The organism is Nonomuraea sp. NPDC050547, from assembly GCF_044457345.1.
GTDB lineage: Bacteria > Actinomycetota > Actinomycetes > Streptosporangiales > Streptosporangiaceae > Nonomuraea.
Genome location: NZ_JBITGW010000023.1, coordinates 195,173 through 218,518, shown reverse-complemented (window position 1 = coordinate 218,518; position 23,346 = coordinate 195,173). Strand labels below are relative to the sequence as shown.

The 23,346-nt window shown below is 70.6% G+C and carries 23 protein-coding genes; 5 read left to right on the top strand and 18 right to left on the bottom strand.

Annotated features, from left to right (window positions below; genetic code table 11):
- Positions 1-8 precede the first annotated feature (8 nt).
- The 6 genes from ACIBHY_RS45300 to ACIBHY_RS45275 form a co-directional block, all read right to left on the bottom strand.
- A complete protein-coding gene (locus tag ACIBHY_RS45300) occupies positions 9-494 on the bottom strand; it encodes a GNAT family N-acetyltransferase (RefSeq protein WP_397248264.1) in 486 nt (161 codons plus the stop codon).
- A gap of 168 nt (positions 495-662) precedes the next feature.
- Entirely contained in the window at positions 663-1,400 is a 738-nt protein-coding gene (gene dapB, locus ACIBHY_RS45295; RefSeq protein ID WP_397248262.1) for a 4-hydroxy-tetrahydrodipicolinate reductase, read from the bottom strand.
- Positions 1,401-1,663: 263 nt separating this feature from the next.
- Positions 1,664-2,974 carry a M16 family metallopeptidase gene (locus ACIBHY_RS45290; protein WP_397309954.1) on the bottom strand — a complete coding sequence of 437 codons (1,311 nt, stop codon included), beginning with the start codon at positions 2,972-2,974 and terminating at the stop codon, positions 1,664-1,666.
- A 64-nt stretch (positions 2,975-3,038) separates the two neighbouring features.
- Positions 3,039-5,372, bottom strand: a complete 2,334-nt coding sequence (locus ACIBHY_RS45285) for a polyribonucleotide nucleotidyltransferase (protein ID WP_397248258.1) — start codon at positions 5,370-5,372, stop codon at positions 3,039-3,041.
- 262 nt (positions 5,373-5,634) lie between these two features.
- Positions 5,635-5,904, bottom strand: a complete 270-nt coding sequence (gene rpsO, locus ACIBHY_RS45280; protein WP_184966993.1) for a 30S ribosomal protein S15 — start codon at positions 5,902-5,904, stop codon at positions 5,635-5,637.
- A 183-nt stretch (positions 5,905-6,087) separates the two neighbouring features.
- Positions 6,088-7,014, bottom strand: a complete 927-nt coding sequence (locus ACIBHY_RS45275; RefSeq protein ID WP_397309953.1) for a bifunctional riboflavin kinase/FAD synthetase — start codon at positions 7,012-7,014, stop codon at positions 6,088-6,090.
- Between the two features lie 94 nt (positions 7,015-7,108).
- Between ACIBHY_RS45275 and ACIBHY_RS45270 the strand changes: the two genes are divergently transcribed.
- Positions 7,109-8,131 carry a TRM11 family SAM-dependent methyltransferase gene (locus ACIBHY_RS45270; protein ID WP_397309952.1) on the top strand — a complete coding sequence of 341 codons (1,023 nt, stop codon included), beginning with the start codon at positions 7,109-7,111 and terminating at the stop codon, positions 8,129-8,131.
- 512 nt (positions 8,132-8,643) lie between these two features.
- On the opposite strand, the gene truB is transcribed toward ACIBHY_RS45270, so the two are convergent.
- The 8 genes from truB to rimP form a co-directional block, all read right to left on the bottom strand.
- Positions 8,644-9,513, bottom strand: coding sequence for a tRNA pseudouridine(55) synthase TruB (gene truB / locus ACIBHY_RS45265; protein WP_397248253.1), 870 nt, complete (start codon positions 9,511-9,513; stop codon positions 8,644-8,646).
- Entirely contained in the window at positions 9,513-10,568 is a 1,056-nt protein-coding gene (locus ACIBHY_RS45260; protein ID WP_397248251.1) for a bifunctional oligoribonuclease/PAP phosphatase NrnA, read from the bottom strand. The genes truB and ACIBHY_RS45260 overlap by 1 nt, the downstream gene beginning before the upstream one ends.
- Before the next feature lie 8 nt (positions 10,569-10,576).
- Positions 10,577-11,050, bottom strand: coding sequence for a 30S ribosome-binding factor RbfA (gene rbfA, locus ACIBHY_RS45255; RefSeq protein ID WP_379618097.1), 474 nt, complete (start codon positions 11,048-11,050; stop codon positions 10,577-10,579).
- Positions 11,051-11,067: 17 nt separating this feature from the next.
- On the bottom strand, positions 11,068-11,364 hold the full coding sequence (locus tag ACIBHY_RS45250; protein ID WP_379618095.1) for a DUF503 domain-containing protein: 297 nt from the start codon (positions 11,362-11,364) through the stop codon (positions 11,068-11,070).
- 120 nt (positions 11,365-11,484) lie between these two features.
- A complete protein-coding gene (gene infB, locus ACIBHY_RS45245; RefSeq protein WP_397248249.1) occupies positions 11,485-14,670 on the bottom strand; it encodes a translation initiation factor IF-2 in 3,186 nt (1,061 codons plus the stop codon).
- A gap of 111 nt (positions 14,671-14,781) precedes the next feature.
- Positions 14,782-15,096, bottom strand: coding sequence for a YlxR family protein (locus ACIBHY_RS45240; RefSeq protein ID WP_397248247.1), 315 nt, complete (start codon positions 15,094-15,096; stop codon positions 14,782-14,784).
- Positions 15,080-16,084: a transcription termination factor NusA gene (gene nusA, locus ACIBHY_RS45235; protein ID WP_379618089.1), complete on the bottom strand. Its 1,005-nt coding sequence runs from the start codon at positions 16,082-16,084 to the stop codon at positions 15,080-15,082. Before nusA ends, ACIBHY_RS45240 begins: the two co-directional genes overlap by 17 nt.
- Before the next feature lie 12 nt (positions 16,085-16,096).
- Complete coding sequence (rimP, locus tag ACIBHY_RS45230) at positions 16,097-16,588, bottom strand: ribosome maturation factor RimP (protein WP_397248245.1); 492 nt, start codon at positions 16,586-16,588, stop codon at positions 16,097-16,099.
- A 221-nt stretch (positions 16,589-16,809) separates the two neighbouring features.
- Here rimP and ACIBHY_RS45225 point away from each other — a divergent pair, with 221 nt between their 5' ends.
- Both ACIBHY_RS45225 and ACIBHY_RS45220 read left to right on the top strand, forming a co-directional pair.
- Complete coding sequence (locus ACIBHY_RS45225) at positions 16,810-17,292, top strand: hypothetical protein (RefSeq protein ID WP_397248243.1); 483 nt, start codon at positions 16,810-16,812, stop codon at positions 17,290-17,292.
- Positions 17,289-17,786, top strand: a complete 498-nt coding sequence (locus tag ACIBHY_RS45220) for a ferritin-like domain-containing protein (RefSeq protein WP_397309951.1) — start codon at positions 17,289-17,291, stop codon at positions 17,784-17,786. The genes ACIBHY_RS45225 and ACIBHY_RS45220 overlap by 4 nt, the downstream gene beginning before the upstream one ends.
- A gap of 24 nt (positions 17,787-17,810) precedes the next feature.
- Here the strand turns inward: ACIBHY_RS45220 and ACIBHY_RS45215 are convergent, their stop codons facing one another.
- The 3 genes from ACIBHY_RS45215 to ACIBHY_RS45205 all read right to left on the bottom strand — a co-directional run bounded on the left by ACIBHY_RS45215 (position 17,811) and on the right by ACIBHY_RS45205 (position 20,570).
- Positions 17,811-18,017, bottom strand: a complete 207-nt coding sequence (locus tag ACIBHY_RS45215; protein ID WP_184967012.1) for a DUF4236 domain-containing protein — start codon at positions 18,015-18,017, stop codon at positions 17,811-17,813.
- A gap of 71 nt (positions 18,018-18,088) precedes the next feature.
- On the bottom strand, positions 18,089-19,831 hold the full coding sequence (locus ACIBHY_RS45210) for a proline--tRNA ligase (protein ID WP_397248239.1): 1,743 nt from the start codon (positions 19,829-19,831) through the stop codon (positions 18,089-18,091).
- A gap of 94 nt (positions 19,832-19,925) precedes the next feature.
- Positions 19,926-20,570 (bottom strand): hypothetical protein, encoded by a 645-nt coding sequence (locus tag ACIBHY_RS45205; RefSeq protein WP_397309950.1) that lies wholly within the window; start codon positions 20,568-20,570, stop codon positions 19,926-19,928.
- 135 nt (positions 20,571-20,705) lie between these two features.
- Here ACIBHY_RS45205 and ACIBHY_RS45200 point away from each other — a divergent pair, with 135 nt between their 5' ends.
- Complete coding sequence (locus tag ACIBHY_RS45200) at positions 20,706-21,641, top strand: acyl-CoA dehydrogenase family protein (protein ID WP_397309949.1); 936 nt, start codon at positions 20,706-20,708, stop codon at positions 21,639-21,641.
- On the opposite strand, the gene ACIBHY_RS45195 is transcribed toward ACIBHY_RS45200, so the two are convergent.
- Positions 21,638-22,084, bottom strand: coding sequence for a hypothetical protein (locus ACIBHY_RS45195; RefSeq protein WP_379635639.1), 447 nt, complete (start codon positions 22,082-22,084; stop codon positions 21,638-21,640). The two genes, ACIBHY_RS45200 and ACIBHY_RS45195, sit on opposite strands and share 4 nt — an antisense overlap.
- A gap of 174 nt (positions 22,085-22,258) precedes the next feature.
- Between ACIBHY_RS45195 and ACIBHY_RS45190 the strand changes: the two genes are divergently transcribed.
- Complete coding sequence (locus tag ACIBHY_RS45190; protein ID WP_397248233.1) at positions 22,259-23,305, top strand: LLM class flavin-dependent oxidoreductase; 1,047 nt, start codon at positions 22,259-22,261, stop codon at positions 23,303-23,305.
- Positions 23,306-23,346 lie beyond the last annotated feature (41 nt).

The window sequence follows — 23,346 nt, the reverse complement described above, 5'->3', positions numbered from 1 at the left end:
CGCCCAGGCTATCGGCCCAGGTCGGCGCGCATCACCACCCGGGGCGCGACCTCGATCCCCAGCTCCCGCTCGTGCTCCACGACCTTGCGCGCCTCCGGCCCCCACTCCCGCTCGGGCAGGACCGCGAACCCGTGCCGCTCGTACCAGGGCGCGTTCCACGGCACGTCGCGGAACGTCGTCAACGTCACCGCCGGCGCGCCCGCCGCCCGCGCGTGATCGAGCACCGCCCGCACCAGCCGCCCGCCGATCCCCTGCCGCATCTGACCGGGATGCACCGCGAGCTGGTCGAGATGCACGTTCCCGTCAACCCACCCGAACATCGCGAACCCCGCCGCCGGCTCGCCCTCCACCAGCACGGTGGAGACGTCGGCGACCTCCTCGACCATCGTCGTCCCCGGCGGAAACTCGATCCCCACCTGCAGGAACAACCCGTCGGCGGCCCGCTCCACCTCGATCAGCCGGGAAAGTTCCCCGGATTCGGCCCATCGCACCATGCCGACACGGTCTCATGTTCCACGACGGTGTGTCGCATGCGTTTAATGTGATGATCGTGTACCCGGCTTGTGCGGAGCTGGGAACCCCCTCCACACGGCGCGCCCGCCCCAACGCGGGCGCGCCGTGTGCCTCTCCTTGAGCACAGCGATGGAGCACAGAGGTCGAGCTCAGAGGTCGAGCAGGGGCTCCAGGCCGACGGTCAGGCCGGGTAGTTCGCGGACCCGGCGGACGCCCAGCAGGACGCCCGGGGTGAAGGCGGCGCGGTTCATCGTGTCGTGGCGGATCGTGAGGATCTCACCGTCGCCGCCCAGCAAGACCTCCTGGTGGGCGATCAGGCCGGCCAGGCGTACCGAGTGGACGTGCACGCCGCCCACGTCGGCGCCGCGCGCGCCGTCCAGCGAGGTGCTGGTCGCGTCGGGCATGCCGGGCAGGCCCGCCTTGGCCCGCGCCTGCGAGACCAGCTCGGCAGTACGGCGCGCGGTGCCCGACGGCGCGTCGGCCTTGTTCGGGTGGTGCAGCTCGACGATCTCGACCGACTCGAAGTAGCGGGCGGCCTGCTGGGCGAAGTGCATCATCAGCACCGCCGCGATGCCGAAGTTCGGCGCGATCAGGCAGTTGGTGCCCGGGAAGCGCTCCAGCCAGCCCCTGACCGTGGCGAGCCGGTCCTCGTCGAACCCGGTCGTTCCCACCACCGGATGCACGCCGTGGGAGATGCACCATTCGAGGTTGCCCATGACCACGTCCGGGTGGGTGAAGTCCACCACCACCTCGGCCCCGGCCAGCCCTTCGATGTCATCGCCCTGGTCGACGGCGGCGACGAGCTCCATGTCGTTGGCCGCCTCGACGGCCTTGCACACCTCGACGCCCACGCGCCCGCGCGCGCCCAATACCCCTACTCTGATCACGCCTCTCACCCTATCCAGCTATCTGTTACGGCAAGCCGGCCACCGCCACCCGCCGCCGTGGGTCTCCGCCGATCGTGGGGATCGCTTCTCACGTCGCACATGGTCCCCGCCGCAACGGCCCACCTTGACCAGCCACCGTGCCTCGTCCCAGGCGCCGAACTCCACCGCCCGCTGTCGTAGTGCTCCGGCCGCGTGCCGCACAGGCCGGGAACGGCGAAGCCCCGCACTGCCCGGAGAGGGCCGTGCGGGGCTTCGGCGGATGGTCAGGCGATGGCTCGGGCGAAGTCCTTGTCGCCGTACGGGCCGATGACCGCCAGCGTCAGGGGGCGCTTCAGGACGTCGGCGGCCACCGAGGAGATCTCCTCCGGGGTCACCGCGTCGATTCGCGTCAGCACCTCGTCCACGGACATGAGCTCGTCGTAGACCAGTTCGTTCTTGCCGATCCTGGACATCCGGGAGCCCGTGTCCTCCAGGCCGAGGACCAGGCCGCCGCGCATCTGGCCCTTGCCCCTGATGATCTCCTCGGCGGTCAGGCCCTCGTCGATCACGCGGGCCACCTCGTCGCGGCAGATCTGGAGCACGTCGTCGATCTTCGAGGGCAGGCAGCCCACGTAGATCCCGAACTGGCCGGTGTCGGCGTACGCCGAGGTGTAGGAGTACGCCGAGTAGGCCAGCCCGCGCTTCTCCCTGATCTCCTGGAACAGGCGCGACGACATGCCGCCGCCCAGCGCGGCGTTGAGCACGCCCAGGGCGAAGCGGCGGTCGTCGGTGCGCGACATGCCCGTCGTGCCGAGGACCAGGTTGGCCTGCTCGGTCGGACGATCGATCACGCGTACCTCGGAGCGGGTCGCCGCGCCGGGGCCGCTGGTGCGCGGCGGTGCGCACTCCAGCGAGCCGCCGAGGGCTCCGGCCCGTTCGTAGGCGCGGGCCACCAGCTCCACGACGTGCTCGTGCCGGACGTTGCCCGCCACCGAGACGACGGTGCGCATGGGGCGGTAGTAGCGCTGGTAGTACTCGAGGATGCGCTCCCGGCCCAGGGCGTTGATCGAATCGACCGTGCCCAGGATCGGGCGGCCGATCGGCGAGTCGCCGTACAGGGCGGAGGAGAACTGCTCGTGCACCACGTCCGACGGGTCGTCGTCGTGCATGGCGATCTCTTCGAGGATGACCCCGCGCTCGGACTCGACGTCGTCGGCGGTGATCAGCGAACTGGTCACCACGTCGGAGAGCACGTCGACCGCGAGCGGCAGGTCTTCGTCGAGCACCCGCGCGTAGTAGCACGTGTACTCCTTGGCGGTGAAGGCGTTGATCTCCCCGCCGATGCCCTCGATGGACGCCGAGATCTCCATGGCGTCGCGGGTGGGCGTGCCCTTGAACAGCAGGTGCTCAAGGAAGTGGGTCGCCCCGGTGTGCTCGGGGGCCTCGTCACGCGAGCCGATGCCGACCCACATGCCGACCGCGACGGAACGCACGGTCGGCATGGTCTCGGTCACCACGCGCAGCCCACCGGGGAGGACGGTGCGCTGGACTACCCCGGCACCGTCCTTACCGGGATGCAGCGTGGTCGTCGTCACGGGTCCTCCTTCGTCGGCCCCGTGACGCGCGTGCCGTGTCTAATGGTGCCCTCGCTTCGCTCGGTCACGAGTTTCTGTCGTCCTCACCATTGCGAGGGGCGGCGGTGCGGGTCCTGGTGCGGGTACGGCGGGGCTTGTCCTCCCGGGGCCGCTCGTCGGAGTCGCCGGCCGACTCGGCGGGAGCCGCGTCGTCGGAGCCGCCGCCGCCCTCGGCCTTCTCCGCGGCCTCCTTCTCGATGACCTCGACCGGGACCAGGGACAGCTTGCCCCGGCCGTCGATCTCGGCGATCTCGACCTGGATCTTCTCCCCGACGCTCATGACGTCCTCGACGTTCTCGATGCGCTTGCCCCCGTGGAGCTTGCGGATCTGCGAGACGTGCAGGAGGCCGTCCTTGCCCGGCATGAGCGAGATGAACGCGCCGAAGGCGGCGATCTTGACGACCGTGCCCAGGTAACGCTCGCCCACCTCGGGCATGTGCGGGTTGGCGATCGCGTTGATCGCCGAACGGGCGGCCTCGGCCGAGGGCCCGTCGGTGGCGCCGATGTAGATCGTGCCGTCGTCCTCGATGGTGATCTCGGCGCCCGTGTCGTCCTGGATCTGGTTGATCATCTTGCCCTTCGGGCCGATGACCTCGCCGATCTTGTCTACGGGGACCTTGATCGTGATGATGCGCGGCGCGGTGGCGTTCATCTCCGCCGGGGAGTCGATCGCCTCCTGCATCACGTCGAGGATGGCCAGGCGGGCGCCCTTGGCCTGCTTGAGCGCGGCGGCCAGCACGGAGGCGGGGATGCCGTCGAGCTTGGTGTCGAGCTGCAGGGCGGTGATGACGTCCTTGGTGCCGGCGACCTTGAAGTCCATGTCGCCCATGGCGTCTTCCGCGCCGAGGATGTCGGTCAGCGTGACGTAGGTGTCACCCTCGCCGATGAGGCCCATCGCGATGCCCGCGACCATCTCGCGCAGCGGCACACCGGCGTCGAGCAGCGACATCGTGGAGGCGCAGACCGAACCCATCGAGGTGGAGCCGTTGGAGCCCAGCGCCTCGGAGACCTGGCGGATCGCGTAGGGGAACTCCTCGCGGGCCGGCAGGACCGGGATGAGCGCCCGCTCGGCGAGCGCGCCGTGGCCGATCTCGCGGCGTTTGGGCGAGCCCACGCGGCCGGTCTCACCGGTGGAGTAGGGCGGGAAGTTGTAGTTGTGCATGTAGCGCTTGGTCCGCTCGGGGTTGAGCGTGTCGATGACCTGCTCCATGCGCAGCATGTTCAGCGTGGTGATGCCCATGATCTGGGTCTCGCCGCGCTCGAACAGCGCCGAGCCGTGCACCCGCGGGATCACGTGGACCTCGGCCGACAGCGCGCGGATGTCCTTGGTGCCGCGGCCGTCGATGCGGATGCCGTCCTTGACGACGCGCTCGCGCATGAGCTTCTTCATGAGCGAGCGGTAGGCGGCCGACAGCTCCTTCTCGCGGCCCTCGAAGGCCTCGGCGAGCTTCTCGACCATGATGCCCTTGACCCGGTCGAGCTCGAGCTCGCGCTCCTGCTTGCCGGCGATGGTGAGCGCGGAGGCCAGCTCGCTCTTGATGGCGCCCTCGACGGCGGTGTAGGCGTCCTCCTGGTAGTCGAGGAAGACGGGATACTCCGCGGTCGCCTTGGCGGCAACCTTGGCGATCTTGTTCTGCGCCTCGCAGAGAACCTTGATGAACGGCTTGGAGGCGTCCAGGCCCTGCGCGATGGTCTCCTCGTTGGGCCCGACGGCGCCTTCGGCGACCAGCTTCAGCGTGTCCTTGGTGGACTCGGCCTCGACCATCATGATCGCGACGTCGCCGTCGTCGAGCACGCGGCCCGCGACGACCATGTCGAACGTGGCCCGCTCCAGCTCGTGGTGCGTCGGGAAGCCGACCCACTGGCCGTCGATCAGCGCGACGCGCACGCCGCCGATCGGACCGGAGAAGGGCAGCCCGGCCAGCTGGGTGGACAGCGAGGCGGCGTTGATGGCGACCACGTCGTACAGGTGCTCGGGGTTGAGCGCCAGGATGGTCGCGACGACCTGGATCTCGTTGCGCAGGCCCTTGACGAACGACGGGCGCAGCGGCCGGTCGATCAGGCGGCAGGTGAGGATGGCGTCCTCGGAGGGACGGCCCTCACGCCGGAAGAACGAGCCGGGGATGCGGCCCGCGGCGTACATGCGCTCCTCGACGTCCACCGTCAGCGGGAAGAAGTCGAGATTGTCCTTGGGATTCTTCGACGCGGTGGTCGCGGACAGGACCATCGTGTCGTTGTCGAGATAAGCGACGGCGGAACCCGCCGCCTGACGCGCGAGGCGGCCGGTCTCGAACCGGATCGTGCGCGTGCCGAATGCGCCGTTGTCTATGACGGCTTCAGCGGTGTGGACACCCTCCACGGGGGACCTCCTTGGTCGGTCGGTCTCCCGCGCCCTCTTTTTCACCGGCACCCTCGTTAGGTGCAGCGCCGGTCTTCGATCGAAGCGCCCGGTTCTTGACCGGAAGCCACTACCGAGGACCGGCCCGCAGGCGTCGCGGGTCGCATGGTGCTTGACGGACGCGGGGGCTCTCAGTGTCTCTGATGTTCAGTTGTCCGGCTCGGCGCGACGCGCCGGGGCCGATATGAGAAGGGAGCGGCCGCTCGGCCGCTCCCTCACCATTCTATCGACGCAGGCCGAGCCGCTCGATGAGCGAACGGTAGCGCTGGATGTCGGTGTTCTGCAGGTACTTCAGCAGGCGGCGCCGGCGACCGACGAGCAGAAGCAGGCCACGACGGCTGTGGTGGTCGTGCTTGTGCGTCTTCAGGTGCTCGGTGAGCTCGCTGATGCGCTTGCTGAGCAGCGCGATCTGCACCTCGGGCGACCCGGTGTCGCCCTCAATGGTCGCGTACTCGGCGATGATTGCCTTCTTGGCAGCGGTGTCGAGGGACACGGCTCTCCTTCAATCTACGGACACGCGGTGAATGGTTCGAATGATGCGAACGACCGTGCGTGCCTACAGTCGCCGCAGCGAAGGCCTCTCAAGGCAGCGCAAGGCGCCGCCGATACAGAGCCGACAACACAGGCTACCACCAGTTGACGGTGTGCGTACTCCGCGTGATCTCACATGCCAAGGTCAGGCCGTGAGCCTGCGGGCTTCGTCCACGTCGGCGTGGATCTGGGCGACCAGCGCCTCGATGGAGTCGAACTTGGTGTTGCCGCGCAGCCTGGCCGCGAAGTCGACCGCGACGTGCGCGCCGTAGAGCTCAAGGTCGTCGCGGTCCAGCGCGTACGCCTCGACGGTGCGCGGCACGCCCTCGAAGGTCGGATTGGTGCCCACCGAGATGGCGGCGGGCCAGCGGCAGCCCTCGTACAGCGCGGGCAGGTTCCCCACGGCCACGCACTGCAGCCAGCCCGCGTACACGCCGTCGGCCGGGATGGCGGTGTGCGGCGGGGTCTCCACGTTGGCGGTGGGGAAGCCGAGCTGGCGCCCGCGCTGGTACCCGCGCACCACCACGCCCTCCACCCGGTGGGGCCGCCCGAGCTCGTGGGCGGCGGTGGCGGCGTCGCCGCCGGCCAGCAGTTCCCTGATCGCGGTCGAGCTGACGCCTTCCACCAGCGGCACGACTTCTACCGAAAAATCGTACTTCTCGCCGAGCGCCCGGAGCGTCTCCACATCACCGGCCGCCTTGTGGCCGAACGCGAAGTTCGCCCCCACCACGACGCTCGCCGCCCGCAGCCGGTCGGCCAGCACCTGCTCGGCGAAGTCGGCCGGGGTCAGCCGCGAGACGTCCAGCGTGAACTCCAGCGTCTCCACCGCGTCGACGCCCAGCTCGGTCAGCAGTTCGGCGCGACGACGCGCGCTCGTCAGCCGGGGCGGATGCGAGCCCGGCCTGACCACCTCCGCGGGGTGCGGCTCGAAGGTCAGGGCGACCGAACGCAGGCCGCGCTCCCCGGCGACCTCGACGGCCCGTGAAACCACCCGCCGGTGCCCGCGGTGCACGCCGTCGAACACGCCGATCGTGACGACGGACCCTCCAGAACGCTGCACGCCCGGCCCCATTCGTATCCCGTGACTCCGTGACGACTTCGGACAGCGACAAGCCTGCCATGCCCGCCGGGACTACCGGCAATCGAGGGGTAACATCGGTCGCACCATGCCTCGATACGCACTGCTGATCCTGCCTGCCTTCAACCGGGTCTACGGTGAGGCCTCCGTCCGTCTGACCCGCTCCGAGCTGGAGGTCTTCGGACTCCGGGCGCTGGAGGGCGAGGTGTCGGGGGTGGAGGAGGCGGTCGTCGGCGGCGTGCCGTACATCTGCTTCGAGACCGCCGCGCCCCTGTCCGGGGGCGACGTGGCGCTGCTGTCGAACCTGTCGTCGGCCTACGCGCTGTTCGGCATGGAGGGCGACCTGCTGCGCCCGCTGACCGTGACCCCGCTCGACCGGCTGAGCAGCGACCTGATCACCATTCAGAAGTACGCGGGCAAGACCAACGAGCACTTCACCAAGCTCCTGCTGAACGTGACCGTGCTCGCCTCCGACTTCGCGCTCGACGGGCATCTGTCGGTGTTCGACCCGATGTGCGGGCGCGGCACCACGCTCAACCAGGCGCTCATGTACGGCTACGACGCCTACGGCATGGACCTGGACACCAAGGACTTCGAGGCGTACTCAGGGTTCCTGAAGAAGTGGCTGCGTGACCGGCGGCTCAAGCACACCGCCGAGACGGTCCCGGTGCGGCGCGAACGCGCGCTGATCGGGCGCCGGTTCAACGTCTCGTTCGCGGCGACCAAGGAGGCGTTCAAAAGCGGCGACACGCAGCGGGTGGGCGTGGTCGGCGCCGACACACTGCGCGGGCGCGACTTCTTCAAGCCGCGCACGTTCGACGTCATCGCCACAGACGCGCCGTACGGCGTGCAGCACGGCAGCCGCAGCGGTGGCGGCGCGTTGTCCAGGAGCCCGCTGGAGCTGATCCGCAAGGCGGTGCCGGTCTGGGCCGAACTGCTGAAGCCCGGGGGCGCGATGGGCATCTCCTGGAACACCTACGGCGGAACCCGCGACGACCTGGCCGCGATCCTGGACGCCAGCGGCCTGGAAGTCCAGAAATTTCCCGACTTCGAACACTGGGTCGACCAGGCCATCGTCCGCGACATCCTGGTCGCCAAAAAGCCCGCCTAACCTGGGCCACCCCTCCCCGAACCGCCCCACGGCCCCACGGCCCCACGGCCCCACGGCCCCACGGCCCCACGGCCCCACGGCCCCACGGCCCCACGGCCCCACGGCCCCACGGCCCCACGAGGAGCGTGCCTCATCGGCTTGCCCAGGGCCGGGCATACCCGGCACCCACCTGCCCCGGCTCTGCCTCGCCCGAGCAGCTTCCTGCCCTGGAAGCCGGTGGTAAGGCCACCAGGTAGGCGGCGCAGCCCGCCGACAAGCGGCAGGGTGCCCGGTTGGCCGGTTACGTCGGCGCTAGGACCTGACGGCGTGAAGCCGGTGCCGTGGTCGCCAGCTCAACGGTGAAGGCCGCTGAGCCGCGATGAGGCCGGCCGCCGGATGGCGACCGGTTGGGCTGAGCGGTTGGGGTGAGCGGTTGGGGTGAGCGGTTGGGGTGAGCGGTTGGGGTGAGCGGTTGGGGTGGTGGTCGCGCTGAGCGGTTGGGCCGAGCGGTTGGAGTGGTGGTTGGGTGGGCGTCAGGCGAAGACGGCCAAGGGTTTGGCGCTGTTGCCCTGCTCTTCCACGAGCGCCAGCAGTTCCCCCTCCGGCCCGAACACCCCGATGGGCCCGGCGCCCAACCCCACGGAGGCCACCCGCCCCCCATGCGAGATCACCCGAGCCTGCTCGGCCGTCACGTCCATCCGGGGAAAGGCGGCCGAAACAGCCTCCCCGATCGGCAGCACCACACACGACTCGGCCAACTGCTCGACGGTCCGCGCGAGAGACAGGTCGTAAGGCCCCACCCGGGTACGCCGCAGATAGGTGAGATGCCCGCCCACCCCGAGCCCGGCGCCCAGATCCCGGGCCAGCGAGCGGATGTAGGTCCCGGACGAGCACCGCACCGTGGCGTCGACGTCCACGACGTCACCCGAGTACCGCACCCCGGTCACCTCGAACGCGTGCACCGTCACCGGCCGCGCCTTCAGCTCCACGTCCTCACCGGCCCGTGCCCGCTTGTAGGCCCGCTCGCCGTTCACCTTGATCGCGCTGACCTGCGGCGGCACCTGCATGATCGGCCCGCTCAGCGCCGCGACCCCGGCCAGCACCGCCTCCTGGGCCACTCCGGCGGCCGACGCCGTGGTCAGCACCTCGCCCTCGGCGTCGTCGGTGTTGGTCGTGGCGCCCAGCCGGATCGTCGCCTCGTACACCTTCTCGGTCAGCGCCAGGTGCCCCAGCAGCCGGGTCGCCTTCTCCACGCCGATCACCAGCACGCCCGTCGCCATCGGGTCCAGTGTGCCCGCGTGGCCGACTCGCCGGGTGCCGGCGATCCGGCGCAGCTTGCCGACGACGTCGTGCGAGGTCCACTCGGCCGGCTTGTCCACGATGATCAAGCCGCTCTCGGCCATCAAGCCTTCCTCGGAAGTAGTGCCCGGATCCTGTTCATGGTCGTCTCGACGCTGTCGTGGGAGGTGAAGCCGGCCGCGCTGCGGTGGCCGCCGCCGCCCAGCGCCGTGCAGATCGCCGCCACGTCCACCGCGCCCTTCGAGCGCGTCGACACCTGCCAGGCCCCCAGGTCGTCCTCCTTGAGAACGACCGCGACCTCGGCCTCGTCGGTGCGCCTGATCACGTCGATGATGGCCTCCACCTCCTCGTACGGCAGCCCGTACGAGGCCCGGTCGAGGTGGGTGACCGACGTCCAGACCAGCCCGTCCTCCAGCGTGACCCGATCGAGGGCGGCCGCGAGCACCTTGAGATAGCCGAACGGCGAGCGGTCCCACAGCTCCCGCGCGATCTCGTCGGTCCGCAGCCCGGTCGCCACGAGCCTGGCCGCCATCTCGTGCGCCGCGGGGGTGGTCGAGGAGTGGCGGAAGGAGCCGGTGTCGGTCACCAGCCCGGCGTACAGGCACGTCGCGACGTCGCGGTCGAGCGTGCCGCCGAGCCGGTAGATGAGCTGCTCGGCCAGTACGGCGGTCGCCGCCACGTCGGGGTCGATGAGGCTGACCGTGCCGAACCCGGTGTTGGACGGATGATGGTCGATCACCACGACCTCGCGCGCCTTGCCGGCGTTGGCGGACAGCAGCCCCAGCCGGTCGAGCGTGGACGAGTCGAACGTGATCATCAGCTCGGGCTCGGCGGGAAAGGCGGCGGGCGGCACCAGCAGGTCCTGGCCGGGCAGGAAGCGCAGCAGCCTCGGCACCGAGAACCGCCGGTCGCCGAAGGAGGCCACGACCTTCTTGCCCAGCGAACGCAGCACGGCGCCGACGGCCAGCATCGAGCCGAGCGCGTCCCCGTCGGGCGAGACGTGGCAGGCCAGAGCCACCTCGTCGGCCTGCTCGATGAGCGTGAGCACCCGGGTCCAGGCCGTCTCCCCCACGGCCTGGTGACCGGGACGCTCCGCCGTACCGTCATCGGGAGGAGGAGCCGGGGGCGGGGCCCCCGGGCGGTCCGTCCTGTCACGCACGTCGGGCGTCATGTCGTCGGGTGCCCTGCGCGGCCAGAGGGCTCGTCCTCTTCCTCGTCCTCCGCGTCGGGCTTCTTGTAGGGGTCGGGTTCGCCGGCGTAGGCGGCGTTCTCGGCCTGGCGGGCCAGTTCCTGGTCCTTGGCACGGGCGGCGTTGATCAGGTCGTCGAGCTGACGGGCGCTGTCGGGCAGCGGGTCGTGCTTGAACGTCAGCGTCGGCGTGAAGCGCACGCCGGTCTGCTTGCCGACCTCCGAGCGGATGATGCCCTTGGCGCTCTCCAGCGCGGCGGCGCTGTCGGCCCGCTCGGCCTCGGAGCCGAAGACCGTGTAGAAGACCGTGGCCTCGCGCAGGTCGGCGGTGATCCGCGTGTCGGTCACGGTCACGAAGCCGAGGCGTGGGTCCTTGATCCGCCGCTCCAGCATCTCGGCGACGATCTGCTGGATGCGGTCGGCGAGCTTACGCGCTCGTGCGGCGTCGACCATGTCAGTCCCCCTTTGTCTTACTCTTCGTCGTTGTAGATCCGCTGCCGGGCGGACAGCAGCTCGATCTCAGGGCGGTAGGCCACCAGCCGTTCGCAGGCGTCCAGCACCTCTTTGCAGTTGCCAGCGGAGGCGGAGACGACGGCGATGCCGATCTCCGCGCGCCGGTGCAGGTCGAGGTGGCCGGTCTCGGCCGCGGCGGCACTGGGGTAGCGCCGCAGAACCTCGGCGACCAGGGGCCGCACGACAGATCGCTTCTGCTTCAGCGAACGCACGTCGCCGAGCAGGATGTCCAGGGTCAGAGCACCCACATACATCGTTGGCAACCACCGCTTCGCTCGAGTTCAGAACGCGCGTCCGGCTCCGCTGCGGTGGAAAAGCCCGCCGGGCGCGCGAGAGGCGCCCGGCGGATGGTCCGCCGGGCGCCCGGCCGCGTGTTACGCGCGCGGCTTCTCCCGCATCTCGAACGTCTCGATGACGTCGTCGAGCTTGATGTCGTTGTAGCCGACACCGATACCGCACTCGAAGCCCTCGCGGACCTCGGTCGCGTCGTCCTTGAAGCGGCGCAGCGACGACACCGTGAGGTTGTCGGCGACCACGACACCGTCGCGGATGATCCTGGCCTTGCTGTTGCGGACGATGACGCCCGAACGGACCAGCGAACCGGCGACGTTGCCGATCTTCGGCACCTTGAAGACCTCGCGGACTTCGGCGGTGCCCATCTGCACCTCTTCGAACTCGGGCTTGAGCATGCCCTTGAGCGCCGCTTCGATCTCCTCGATCGCCTGGTAGATGACCGAGTAGTAGCGGATGTCGACGCCCTCGCGCTCGGCGAGGTCGCGCGCCCGGGGCTCAGGCCGGACGTTGAAGCCGATGATGACCGCGTTGTCGTCGGCCACGGCCAGGTTGACGTCGTACTCGGTGATGGCGCCGACGGCGCGGTGCAGGACACGGAGCCTGACCTCGTCGCCAACGTCGATCTTGAGCAGGGCGTCTTCCAGGGCCTCCACCGAACCGGACACGTCACCCTTGATGATGAGCTTGAGCTCGTCGACGCGACCCTTCTCAAGGTCACTGAAGAGCTCTTCGAGGGTACGGCGGCGCGAGGACTTGGCCATGTCGGCGCTGCGCTTGCGCGCGGCCCGCTGCTGGGCGATCTGGCGAGCCATCCGGTCGTCGGTGACCACGATGAAGTTGTCACCGGCGCTCGGCACGGCCGTCAGACCCATGACCAGGACCGGACGCGACGGGTCGGCCTCTTCGACCGGCTCCATGTTGTCGTCGAGCAGCGCCCGGACGCGGCCGAAGGCCTCGCCGCAGACGATGGAGTCGCCGACGCGCAGCGTGCCGCGCTGGACCAGGACGGTCGCCACCGGGCCGCGCCCCTTGTCGAGGTGCGCTTCGATCGCGATGCCCTGAGCGTCCATCGTCGGGTTGGCGCGCAGGTCGAGCTCGGCGTCGGCGGTCAGGATGATCGCCTCGAGGAGCTGGTCGATCCCGGTGCCGTTCTTGGCGGAGATGTCCACGAACAGCGTCGAGCCGCCGTACTCCTCCGCCACCAGGCCGTACTCGGTGAGCTGGGCACGGACCTTGTTGGGGTCGGCACCCTCCTTGTCGACCTTGTTGACCGCGACCACGATCGGCACGTCCGCCGCCTGGGCGTGGTTGAGCGCCTCGATGGTCTGCGGCTTCACACCGTCGTCGGCCGCGACCACCAGCACCGCGATGTCGGTGGCCTTGGCACCACGGGCACGCATGGCGGTGAACGCCTCGTGACCCGGGGTGTCGATGAAGGTGATCTTCCGGTCTTCGCCCTCGTGCGTGGCCCCGACCTGGTAGGCACCGATGTGCTGGGTGATGCCACCGGCCTCGCGGGCCACCATGTTGGTCTTGCGGATGGCGTCGAGCAGCTTCGTCTTACCGTGGTCGACGTGACCCATGACGGTCACGACCGGCGGACGCGCGGCCAGGTCGGCCTCGTCGCCCTCGTCCTCGCCGAACTCGATGTCGAAGGCCTCGAGGATCTCGCGATCCTCCTCCTCCGGGCTGACGACCTGGATGTTGTAGTCCAGTTCCTGGCCCAGAAGCTGCAGGGCGTCCTCGTTGACCGACTGCGTCGCGGTCACCATCTCGCCCAGGTGCAGCATGATCTGCACGAGCGAGGCGGGGTTCGCGCCGATGCGGTCGGCGAAGTCGGACAGCGACGCACCGCGCGGAAGGCGGATCGTCGCACCGTTGCCACGAGCGACCTGCACGCCGCCGATCGCCGGCGCCGACATGTTGTCGAACTCCTGGCGCCTCTGCCGCTTGGACTTGCGCCCACGCGTGGGACGGCCACCGGGACGGCCGAAGGCGCCGGCGGTGCCGCCACCACGACCGCGGCCACCGCCGCCGGGACGACCGGCGAAACCGCCGCCACCGCCACCGGGACCACCGGTGCCCGTGCGCGGACCGGCGCCGCCGCCACCACCGGGACGACCGGCGAAACCGCCACCGCCACCGGGACGACCGCCGCCGCCACCAGGACGACCGCCACCGCCGCCACCGCCACCGGGACGACCGCCGCCGCCACCGGGACGACCGCCGCCGCCACCGCCGCCACCACCGGGACCGGCGGGACGACCCTGCGGCATCATCATCGGGTTGGGACGCGGACCACCGGGACGCGGGCCACCGGCACCGGGACCCGGACGCGGGCCGGCCGCACCGGGCGGGCCGGGACGCGGACCCGCGGCGCCCGCGGGACCGGGACGGCCCTGCGGCGGACGCGGACCCGCGCCATCGCGCGGCGGACCGTCACGACGGTCGCGCGGGCCACCCTGGCCACCGTCGCGGCCGGGGCGGTCGCCACCGGGACGCGGCGGACGGGACTGGCCCATGCCGCTGGCGTTGGACGAGAACGGGTTGTTGCCGGGGCGCGGGCCGCGCGGACCCGGCTTGGGGCCACCGGGACCCGGACGCGGGCCACCGCCGGACTGGGCGCCGGGACGCGGGCCGGACTGACGGTCGCCGCCGGACTGACGGTCACCGCCGGAAGGACGCTCGCCACCGCGCTCGCCACCGGATCCACCGGGACGGGACGCGGGACCGGGCTTCGGCCCGCCGGGCCCGGGACGGGCGGCGGGACCGGGGCGCGGGCCGGGAGCCGGCCGCGAGCCGGAACCGGAGGGCCCGCTCGGGGTGCTCGGAGCACTCGGGGCGCTCGGGGCACTGGTGCCGCTGTCGAAATGCGCCTGCGGAGCCTCGGAGCGCGGAGCTTCGGGCTGCGGCTGGTGCGGCATCGGAACCGGACCGGGGCGCGGGCCCGGCTTGGGAGCCGGACCAGGCTTGGGCCCCGGACGCGGGGCGGATGGAATCGGCGACTCGGCGCCGTTGCCGGCTTGGCTGTCAGCCGGCCGAGGAGCAGCCCTTGGCGGCTGCGGCTTGTTGGACGACGAACCGCCGCCCTTACTGGACCCACCCTTCGATGCGCCCAGAGCTTCGGTGAGCCTGCGGACCACCGGCGCCTCGATGGTGGAGGACGCCGAACGGACGAACTCCCCCATCTCCTGGAGCTTGGCCATGACGACCTTGCTCTCGACGCCGAACTCCTTAGCGAGCTCGTATACCCGGACCTTCGCCACTGCACTCCCTTACTGGCCCGGGAGGCTGGCTGTGCCGTCCGGACCGTCGCTACCTTGACGTCTTCATCGCCGCGTGCTCATCAGGCGCTCATAGCAATCTGACTCCGCCCATCAACTCGGCGTCCTACATGACATTTCGTGGTTCTCCTCTTCCAGGTGCGCCCGCACACGCGAGACGTCAAGCGGCCCCGGCACGCGAAACGCGCGCGGAAACGCTCGGCGACGCTCGGCAAGCTCCAGACAGCTCGGGTCGGGATGCAGCGATGCACCCCGGCCGGGAAGCCGTCCTCGCAGGTCGGGGACTATGCGATCCTCAACCAGCACCAATCGGAGCAGCTCGGACTTAGCCGTGCGAACCCTGCAGCCCACACATGTTCTCTGCGGGGCTGCCAGGCCACCATATTCCAGCTTACCGTGTTGACGCATCTACGGAACCGGCGGCATCCTCTGCCTGTGCGTCGGAGCGGATGTCGATCCGCCATCCCGTGAGGCGGGCGGCGAGCCGGGCGTTCTGCCCTTCCTTGCCGATGGCCAGTGAGAGCTGGTAGTCGGGCACGATGACGCGCGCGACCCTCCCCTGGAGATCCAGAACCTCGACGTTGGAAACACGGGCCGGCGACAGGGCATTCCCCACGAACTCCGCGGGGTCCTCCGACCAGTCGATGATGTCGATCTTCTCGCCGTGGAGTTCGGTCATCACGTTGCGCACCCGCGAGCCCATCGGCCCGATGCAGGCGCCCTTGGCGTTGACGCCCGGCTTGCGCGAGCGCACCGCGATCTTGGTACGGTGCCCCGCCTCCCTGGCCACGGCGGCGATCTCCACCGTGCCGTCGGCGATCTCGGGCACCTCCAGCGCGAACAGCTTCTTCACCAGCCCGGGGTGCGTACGCGACAGCGAGACCGACGGCCCCTTGTGCCCCTTCTTCACCTGCACGACGTAGGCGCGGATGCGCTCGCCGTGCACGTAGTCCTCGCCCGGGACCTGCTCGTTGTGCGGGAGCACGGCCTCGATCTTGCCGAGGTCGACCAGCACGACGCGGGGATCCTTGCCCTGCTGGATGACGCCGGAGACCAGCTCGCCCTCCCGGCTGGCGAACTCGCCGAAGTTGATCTCGTCCTCGGCGTCGCGCAATTGCTGCAGGATCACCTGCTTGGCGGTCGTCGCCGCGATGCGGCTGAAGTTGCCCGGGGTGTCGTCGAACTCCCGGACGACCTCACCCTCCTCGTCGAGCTCGGCCGCCCAGATGCTGACGTGGCCGGTCTGCCGGTCGAGTTCGGCCCGCGCCTTCTGGGCCGCGCCGTCGGTGCGGAAGTAGGCGATCAGCAGCGCGTCCTCGATCGCCTTGACCACCAGGTCGAAGGAGATGTCCTTCTCCCGCTCCAGGCTGCGCAGGACGCTCATGTCGATGTCCACGAGGCTTCCCCCTTAGCCTTCTTCGCCGTCTGGGTCTTCGTCGTCCAGACGGCGGAATTCCACCTGCACCCGTCCGCGGGTGAGGTCCTGATAGTCGAGCCGGCGCTCAGCGCCGTCGACGGAGAGGTCGACGCCGGCGTCGTCGGCGGTCAGCACCCGGCCCTCCAGGACGGAGCCGTCGCGCAGCTCCGCCTTCACCAGCCGCTTGGCCGCGCGGCGCCAGTGGCGCGGCTCCGTCAGCGGCCGGTCGACGCCTGGAGAGGACACTTCGAGCGTGTAGGCGGATCCGCCCATCGCATCGTCCTCGTCGAGGGCGGTGGAGACGGCCTGGCTCACCTCCGCCACGTCGTCCAGGCTCACGCCGCCGTCGCGGTCGACGACCACGCGCAGCAACCGGCGCTTGCCGGCCGTGGTGACCGTGACGTCCTCCAGATCGAGACCCTCCGCGGCGACGACGGGCTCCAGGAGCTTCATCAGGTGGTCGCGGGATGATGCGCTGCCCATATCGACCTCCCCTATTGTCATGTTTCCAGCCGGGCGTACCTCGCCGTCGGCTGTCGGCGTCCATGGCAGCACTGCCAGCGACGACAGTTGACACCCTATCCGTACCAGGGCCCGAAAAGAGCGCCACTCGGCACGCTCGGGTGGCGAGCCGCCGGTGGCAGCGATCGCGGGCGCGAGCCCGTACGATGCTGTCTGCGTCCTGTTTCCCGGAGGTCTCACCCGTGCGCCGTCCACTGTCCCGCCGTGCCGTTCTCGCGGGCGGGGCGAGTCTCGCCGGTGCCGCGGCCCTGGCGGGGTGCAGCGGCTCGGGCGCCCCGGAGGCCACGACCCCCAAGCCGGAGGACCCCGAGCACGTCCTGGCGCGCGAGCTGATCGCCGACAAGGAGCGCACGATCGGCCTCTACACCACGCTGATCACCGCCGGCGGCGAGAAGCTGGCGCCCTTCCGCGAGCGCCACCGGGCCCACCTCGCCGAGCTGCGCCGCCGCTTCCCCGACGCGGCCAAGCTTCCCACCAACCCGCCGACCGCGCCGCCGTCGCCTCCGCCGAAGGTCTCCCTGACGCGGCTGCGCGACGTGGAGCGTAAGGCGGCCGCCCTGCGCCCGCGCCAGCTCGCCGACGCCTCACCCGCCCTCTCCCAGCTGATCGCCAGCATCGGCGCCTGCGAGGCCCTGCACGTCCTGTCGCTGCCGAGGTCCCTATGACCGCCTCCGCACAGGCGTCCGGCGCCGAGCGGCGCCGGGGAGCCGCCACCGATCTGGAACGGCTCCGCAAGGCACTGGCGGCCGAGCACGCGGCGGTCTACGCCTACGGCCTGATCGGAGCCAGGACGACCGGCGCGCTGCGGGCCAGGGTGACGTCGGCGTTCGACGGCCACCGGGCCCGCCGCGACCAGCTACGGGGCCTCATCACCGCCCGCCGGGGCCGCCCGGCCGAGCCGGAGCCCTCCTACGCGCTGCCCGTGACGCCCGGCAACGCCACGGAGGCGATCCGCCTGGCGGTGCACGTGGAACAGGGCATCACCGCGACCTACCTGGAACTGGCCGCCTGCGAGGACGCGGCCCTGCGCCGGTACGCGGCCCTGGCCATGCAGGAGTCGGTGACCCGCTCCTACGGCTTCCGCCCCGCGACGCCGGCGTTCCCCGGCATGCCCGCCCCGCCGAAGCCGGCCCCCTCCCCCACCACCAGCCCAGGCTGACACAGGGCAGAGAATCCGCCTCGGTCAGTAGCGGTAGTGGCGGGTACGGCCGCGCCCCAGGGTCTTGGTCACGTGCAGCCCGCCGGGCAGGCGGACGGAAAGGTGGCGGCGCCCGTCAGGGGTCGTCTGGATGTGGAAGCGGCGGTTGCCGAAGCTGTGGCCGACACCGTGGCGCGAAAGGTTGATGCGGAAGGGGCCTACCTTGATGGACTTCCGGTAGTGCCAGCCCATGGAACTCTCCTCGGGATCGGTTACGCCCTGATAACGAGCGACCGGGTGAGGAGAGTTCCGGGGCGTGGCGGTCAGGAGCAGGCGGCGAGGATGCGGGCGGCCGCCTCGTCGAGGGGGATCTCCTCCTTGGTGCCGGAGGCGCGGTCGCGCAGTTCCGCCACACCGGAGGACAGGCCGCGGCCGATCACCAGGATCGTCGGCATGCCCAGCAGCTCGGCGTCCTTGAACTTGACGCCCGGCGACACCCCCGCCCGGTCGTCGACCAGGACGCGCAGGCCCTTGGCGGTCAGTTCTTCGGCCAGCTGCAGGGCGACCTCGATCTGGTTCTCCTTGCCGGTGCCGACGATGTGCACGTCGGCGGGGGCCACCTCGCGCGGCCAGACCAGGCCGAGCTGGTCGTGGGCCTGCTCGGCGATGACGGCGACGGCGCGGGAGACGCCGACGCCGTAGGAGCCCATGGTGATGCGGATGGGCTTGCCGTCGGGGCCGAGGGCGTCGAGGCCGGCGGCGTCGGCGTACTTGCGGCCGAGCTGGAAGATGTGGCCGATCTCGATGCCGCGGTCGATCGACAGCTCGCCGCCGCAGCGCGGGCAGGCGTCGCCGGCGCGTACCTCGGCGGCCTCGATGGTGCCGTCGGGGGTGAAGTCGCGGCCGGCCACGACGTTGACGGCGTGCTTGCCGGGCTCGTTGGCGCCGGTGACCCAGGCGGTGCCGGTGACGACGCGGGGGTCGACCAGGTAGCGGATGCCGAGGTCCTTCAGGACCTGCGGGCCGATGTAGCCGCGGACCAGGCCGGGGTGCTTGGCGAAGTCCTCGGCCTCGAAGATCGCCGGCTCGCCGGGGGCCAGCGCGGCCTCCAGGCGCTTGAAGTCGACCTCGCGGTCGCCGGGGATGCCGACGATGAGCGTCTCGGCCTTGTCGGAGCCGGGCGTGGTGATCTTGACGACGATGTTCTTGAGGGTGTCGGCGGCGGTGATCGACAGGCCGTGGACCGTGTTGACGTGGTCGACGAGGGTCTCGATCGTGGGGGTGTCCGGGGTGTCGAGCACCTGCTGGGCGCCGGCCTCCGCCACCGGGCGCGCGGCGGGCGCGGGGGTGGTGACGGCCTCGGCGTTGGCGGCGTAGCCGCAGGAGTGGCAGGCGACGAAGGTGTCCTCGCCGGTGGGCGTGGGGGCCAGGAACTCCTCGGAGGCCGAGCCGCCCATGGCGCCGGAGGTGGCGAAGACGATCTTGTAGCGGATGCCGAGCCGGTCGAACAGCTTGATGTAGGCCTCGCGGTGCTGCTCATAGGAGCGCTTGAGGCCGTCGTCGTCGAGGTCGAAGCTGTAGGAGTCCTTCATGAGGAACTCCCTGCCGCGCAGGATGCCGGCGCGGGGGCGGGCCTCGTCGCGGTACTTCGTCTGGATCTGGTAGAGCGTGACCGGGTAGTCCTTGTAGGAGGCGTACTCGCCCTTCACCATGTCGGCGAAGAGCTCCTCGTGGGTGGGGCCGAGCAGGTAGTCGGCGCCCTTGCGGTCCTTGAGACGGAAGAGCGTGTCGCCGTACTCGGTCCAGCGGCCGGTGGCCTCGTAGTACTCCCTGGGCAGCAGGGCGGGGAAGAGGACTTCCTGCCCGCCCATCTTGTTCATCTCGTCGCGGACGACCGACTCGACGTTCTTGAGCACGTGCATGCCCAGGGGCAGCCAGGAGTAGATGCCGGGGGCGACGCGGCGGACGTAGCCGGCGCGGACCAGGAGCTTGTGGCTCGGGACTTCCGCGTCTGCCGGGTCGTCCCGCAGGGTGCGAAGAAACAACGACGACATGCGCAGCAACACGGCTACTCCTTGCTCGAACCCGGATGTGAAGGACTACAGGCTATCGACTCGGGGGGCCGCGCCGCGCGGGCTTGCCGCCTCGGAGCCTTCACACTCAGGTCACGAACAACGCGAAGAGCCCCGCCAGCACGGCGGTGACCCCCAGCGCGCGCAGCCGTCCCACGGTGGTACGGCGCAGCCACAGCACGGCCATGACGGTCAGCACGCCGACGACCACGGCCGGGACCGGCCAGAACGTGGCCTCGGTGTCGAGGAACCCGGGCGTCGCCCGGTCGATGACGTCGGCCAGCACCAGGGCGCCGATGCCGCCGGCGGCCAGGTCGCCCCAGAGGTCGCTCCTGCGGGTGAGGTAGCCGAGCATGCCGAGGCCCACGAGCAGCACGAGCAGCACGTTCAGCGCGACGGGCCCGCCGCCCACGACGTCGATGTTGAAGCGGCCCTGGAGCGCGCTGCCGCCCATGGCGGCCACCAGCGACGAGACGGTCGCCAGGAACGTGGTCAGCAGCGCCCATCCGAACCCGGTGCTCGTGGCGCCGAGCGCGATGGTCAGCGCGAGGTAGACGTACGGGTCGTACACGTCGGCGAGCAGGGCGGGCGCGTTGTCGACGACGAACATGCCGAGGAGGCCGACGGCCAGCCCCCCGAGGAAGGCCGCGAGAACGTGGCGTTCGATGCCGCGCTGTCGCCGGTCGTACTCGGCGAAGTCGGCATAGTCGACGGCGCTCGTCTTCTTCTCCATCTCCATTCCCAGGCCACCCTTTCCCCCAGTAACCACTAAAGGCGGCCATTACTCACAGTATGCGGACTTACAGAAAAGGCAAAATTCGGTCAACCGAAGCTAACGGCGAAGCAAGTGCTTGGTTAGTCTTGGAGCATGGATCTGCTGCGTGACACCGTCCGGTCGTACCTGTCCCGCCGCCCGTCCGCGTCGTGGGCGGACTTCGCGCGGGAGCTCGGCGTCGCGGGCCTGGCCGTGCCCGAGGAGTACGGCGGCGCGGGCGGCGGGCCAGCGGAGGTCGCGGCCGTGGCGTGGGAGGTGGGGCGGGCGCTGTCGGCGCAGCCGTTCCTGCAGACGGCGGTGCTGGCGGTGGCGGCGCTCAGGCTCGACGGGGACGCGGCGACCCGCGCACACCTGCTCCCGCCTCTGGCCGAGGGCGCGATGAGCGCGACCGTCGTGTTCGGCTCGGAGCTGTCGCTGGAGGACGGGCTGCTGACCGGTGAGGCGCCCTATGTCCTGGACGGGGATCTGGTGCTCGTCTACGCCGGCGGGCGCCTGGTCGAGGCCCGGCCGGCGGCGCGGGAGCCGTACCGGACCATGGACCTCACGCGGCCCCTGACCAGGCTCGTCTTCGAACGGACGCCCGCCACCGTCCTGGGCGCCGACCGGCACCGGGACGCGGTGCGCACGCTCGGCGTCGCGGCGCTCGCCGCCGAGCAGGCGGGCGGGGCGGAGCGGTGCCTGGAGGCGTCGGTGGAGTACGCGAAGCAGCGGCGGCAGTTCGGGCGGCCGATCGGGTCGTTCCAGGCGATCAAGCACAAGCTGGCCGACGTGGCGCTGCTGGTGGAGTCGGCCGGGTCGGCGGCGCTGGCCGCGCACGAGTCGGCCGTGAACGCCGCGGTCGCCGGGTCCTACTGCGGAGAGGCCTATCTGCGGGCCGCCGGGGAGAACATCCAGGTCCACGGCGGGATCGGGATCACCTGGGAGCACGACGCCCACCGCCATCTCAAGCGCGCCACCTCCGACGCCCAGCTCTTCGGCACCCCGCTGGGACATCGCGGGGAACTGGCCGCGCACGTGTTCGGCGGCTAACCGCCGAGGAGTTCTTCCCAGGGCTGGCGGGCGTTGGTGCGGCGAGTGGTGTCCAGGGCCTCGGCCAGGCGCCAGAAGCCGGGGCGCACGTGCACGCGGGCCGAGCCCATGGGGTCGACGGCGTGGAGTTCGAAACGGACGCCCATGACGTCCAGGACGGCCGAGGCGTCGCTGCCGGGACCGGCCGCCGTGACCAGGCTGCCGTCGAAGTCGGGGTCTCGCACGTGCTCGGCGAGCAGCGCGGCCACCTCGGCGGCGTAGGGGCCGTCGCGCCACTCGATGTGCCAGCTGTGGTCGGCGCCCCGCCACCAGGTGAGGTCACGGCACGCCTCGATGAAGTCCGCCTTGGTGGCCAGGACCGCCATGACCCGGCCGAACGCCTCGTAGCGGCGCGCGCTGGAAAGCTCGTCGTCGCTCGACCGAGTCCGGCGGAAACCCCTCATGTCTGGGAGCGTGCCATCTTTCTGCCGCCGCAGCGCGTGCTTTCGCCTCACGATCACCCACTCTGATCGTCGTACCACGTATCCCGCAAGCCCCGGACGCGCAGCCGCACTTCCCGCCGGACAGCCGCCCTGATAGTCTCTACCAAGCGAGCGCTTGGTTTACTTGGAGGATGGATGCGGATCAGCCTCGGTTACGAACTGGAGGTTCGCGGGCGTACCCGCGAGGTCGAGCAGCAGGCGTTCCGGAATGTGATCGACCAGGTGGTCCTGGGGGATCAACTGGGCTTCGACACGGCCTGGTTCGTCGAACACCACTTCACCAGGGGTTTCTCCCACTCCTCCGCGCCGGATCTGGTGCTGGCCGCGATCTCTCAGCGCACCGAGCGGATCCACCTGGGGCTGGGCGTGGTGCTGCTGCCCTTCCAGTCGCCCATCCGTACGGCGGAGCGCGTGGCCACCCTCGACGTCCTGAGCGGCGGCCGGGTGGAGTTCGGGACCGGCCGCGGCGCCTCGCCGCTGGAGTACCAGGCGTTCCAGAAGCCGTTCGAGAAGTCGCGGCAGATCTGGGAGGACTCCCTGGAGGCCACGCTGGCCATCTGGCGGGCGGACGGCGAACCGGTCAGCCGGTCGAACGAGTTCTTCGAGATTCCGGACGTGTCCGTGTACCCGCGGCCGGTCCAGGAGCCGTATCCGAGGGTGTGGGTGGCGTCCACGTCCCTGGAGGGCTATCTGGCGGCCGCCAAGCACGGCTACAACCTGCTCGGGATGACGATGCTGAAGGGCATCGACGACGTCGCCGCCGACATCGCGAAATATCGGGAGTGCCTGGCCGACCATGGGTTCGACCCCGCCAGCCGGCGGGTGGCGCTGATGATCCCCTGGTACGTGGGCCAGGCGCGGGACGAGGCGGCCGACGCCGTGCTCTGGTACATCCGGCGCCAGGTCAACCTGGTCACGCCGCCCGACTACTACGACGCCCGCCACGCCACCCACCGCGTACTGGGACAGCTCGCGGCCGGCATGCCGCCCGATGAGGCCATGGCGACGCTGCGCGAGCACCTCATGGTCGTGGTGGACGACGTGGAGGGCTCACGCAAGGCGGTCGCGCGCATCGCCGAGGCCGGCGCCACCGACCTGATCCTGCAGTGCCAGGTGGGCGGGCTGGCGCATCCGCTGGTCACGGAGTCGATGCGCACGTTCATGACCGAGGTGGTGCGCTGATGCGCCGCGAAGGTCTCAGGGAAGGGATGGGGGTGGCCTTC

Bases quoted from the DNA above. Each gene is read 5' to 3' on its own strand.
- ACIBHY_RS45300 (WP_397248264.1), bottom strand. From the start codon at position 494: ATGGTGCGATGGGCCGAATCCGGGGAACTTTCCCGGCTGATCGAGGTG.
- ACIBHY_RS45275 (WP_397309953.1), bottom strand. From the start codon at position 7,014: ATGGGGCCGGGCGTGCAGCGTTCTGGAGGGTCCGTCGTCACGATCGGC.
- ACIBHY_RS45270 (WP_397309952.1), top strand. From the start codon at position 7,109: ATGCCTCGATACGCACTGCTGATCCTGCCTGCCTTCAACCGGGTCTAC.
- truB (WP_397248253.1), bottom strand. From the start codon at position 9,513: ATGGCCGAGAGCGGCTTGATCATCGTGGACAAGCCGGCCGAGTGGACC.
- rbfA (WP_379618097.1), bottom strand. From the start codon at position 11,050: ATGGTCGACGCCGCACGAGCGCGTAAGCTCGCCGACCGCATCCAGCAG.
- ACIBHY_RS45250 (WP_379618095.1), bottom strand. From the start codon at position 11,364: ATGTATGTGGGTGCTCTGACCCTGGACATCCTGCTCGGCGACGTGCGT.
- ACIBHY_RS45240 (WP_397248247.1), bottom strand. From the start codon at position 15,096: ATGCGTCAACACGGTAAGCTGGAATATGGTGGCCTGGCAGCCCCGCAG.
- rimP (WP_397248245.1), bottom strand. From the start codon at position 16,588: ATGGGCAGCGCATCATCCCGCGACCACCTGATGAAGCTCCTGGAGCCC.
- ACIBHY_RS45220 (WP_397309951.1), top strand. From the start codon at position 17,289: ATGACCGCCTCCGCACAGGCGTCCGGCGCCGAGCGGCGCCGGGGAGCC.
- ACIBHY_RS45215 (WP_184967012.1), bottom strand. From the start codon at position 18,017: ATGGGCTGGCACTACCGGAAGTCCATCAAGGTAGGCCCCTTCCGCATC.
- ACIBHY_RS45205 (WP_397309950.1), bottom strand. From the start codon at position 20,570: ATGGAGAAGAAGACGAGCGCCGTCGACTATGCCGACTTCGCCGAGTAC.
- ACIBHY_RS45200 (WP_397309949.1), top strand. From the start codon at position 20,706: ATGGATCTGCTGCGTGACACCGTCCGGTCGTACCTGTCCCGCCGCCCG.
- ACIBHY_RS45195 (WP_379635639.1), bottom strand. From the start codon at position 22,084: ATGAGGGGTTTCCGCCGGACTCGGTCGAGCGACGACGAGCTTTCCAGC.
- ACIBHY_RS45190 (WP_397248233.1), top strand. From the start codon at position 22,259: ATGCGGATCAGCCTCGGTTACGAACTGGAGGTTCGCGGGCGTACCCGC.